The following is a 1629-nucleotide window of genomic DNA, read 5'->3' on the forward strand; positions in this document are numbered from 1 at the left end:
AAAGGGGGTCAACCGTTTTGCCCTTTTTCCGGGTGGGCGAGGAGAGGGAAAAAAGACAGAGGACGGGGAAGGCCAAGGCGGATTCCCTCGAACATCGTCCCGAAGACCGCCAGCAGACCGGCCGTGAAGATAACCGACACGCGCTTGCGGAGCGACGGCACCGACAGTAAGGCGAGCGGAATCGCCCCGCCGACGACGGTCCACAGCCAGAAGTAGGCCGATTCGCCGACGAGGAAGCCGCTGGTGATTGCCCAGAACTCGAAGTGGTCCGCCCACGCGTGCGGGAGTCGCTCGGCAGCGAGCAGGTAGACCACGTGGAACGCGAGGAAGATACCGAGCACCTTCCCGAGGCTTGTGAGTTCCTCGCGGTTGACGCTGAACTTCGTGAACCGGTCTGCGAGGATGGACACGACCAACAGCAGGCCGAGGCCGGAGACGAGCGCCTTTGCGATGAACACCGGCGCGACGAGCGGGCTAAACCAGTCACCGCGACCGATTTGCGTCGCGAAAATCCACCCGGTGACCGAGTGGAGCGCGACGGCGGTCGGCAGCGCGATGGCTGCGGTCCAGAACATGAGCTTACGGTCGCGTTTGCGACCGGCCTCCGTATCCGAGACGCCGAAGGCTAACTTCGAACCGCGAGCCGCGAGGTCACGACGAGTCAGCAACCACAGGTACCAGAGGTTGAGCACCCCGTAGAGGATGACGATGGCAAAGTCCCACACCATCGGCGACCGGAAGTCCGGCGAGGTGAAAAACTGATAGATACGCTCTGGGCGACCGATGTCGGGCAGGATTAACAGCCCGGCGACGGTGATACACGCGAGACTCACCAAGACACCGAGGCGTGCGAATCCTTCGTATCGGTGCGAGTGGAAGAACTTCGGGGCGCTCGAAATGATGAGTCCGCCCGCCGACAGCCCGACGAACAGGACGAACATCATGATGTACAGCCCCCACGAGAACACGTTGCGCATTCCCGTCACGACCAACCCGGTGGTGAGTTGGTACATCCACGCGGCGACGCCCGCGACCACGAGCACGCTGAGGAGACCTAACCATAGCTTCCCGGTGCTCCCGAACGCTGGAATCGCAAACCGTGATGAGACGGTCTGTCTGGACATTAGTCGTCACCTCCGTTGTTCACGACCGGAACGTGTGGCATCGCATCGGCCGAGACCGAACCGTGGCTTGCGCCGGCACCGCTCGACTCATCCGCCGATGGTTCCTCCGGGGGCGTCCACGTAGAGAGGTCTTCTTCGTCGAGTTCGCTCTCCATCTTGTCCGAGGTCTGCGGTCGACCGGGACTCATCTCCCCGCGGATGTAGTACGTCTTCGGGTCGGTGCCGCGGTCTTCGAGCAGTCGGTGGGTTTCGTACTTCTTGATGTACCGCGAGACGGTGCTTTCCTCGTTGTCGAGGTCGCCGAAGATACGAGCATCGGCGGGGCAGTTCACGACACAGGCGGGGGCGGGGGCCCCCTCCGCGCGGGGGGGACCGAAAGGAAACCTCTCCACCACGCCCCCCGGGCCGGGCGGGACGGCAACCGGCCCCTCCCCCGGGGAACGCTCTGGGTCTTTCCCGGTGGACACCCCCGCGGCGTGCTGGGAGGGGGGCCGGCAGGGACCGG

At 64.2% G+C, this 1629-nt stretch carries 1 protein-coding gene and 1 pseudogene; both read right to left on the bottom strand.

Going from position 1 to position 1629, the window contains the following annotated elements; translation table 11 throughout:
• Positions 1-74 precede the first annotated feature (74 nt).
• Positions 75-1124: pseudogene (gene nrfD, locus QT222_RS01405) on the bottom strand (NrfD/PsrC family molybdoenzyme membrane anchor subunit); the annotation flags it as partial.
• The coding region (locus QT222_RS01410; protein ID WP_491476066.1) for a 4Fe-4S dicluster domain-containing protein at positions 1124-1629 on the bottom strand (506 nt) is incomplete at its 5' end. The pseudogene nrfD and the gene QT222_RS01410, both read right to left, overlap by 1 nt.

It is taken from the genome of Haloferax sp. s1 (genome assembly GCF_058382125.1).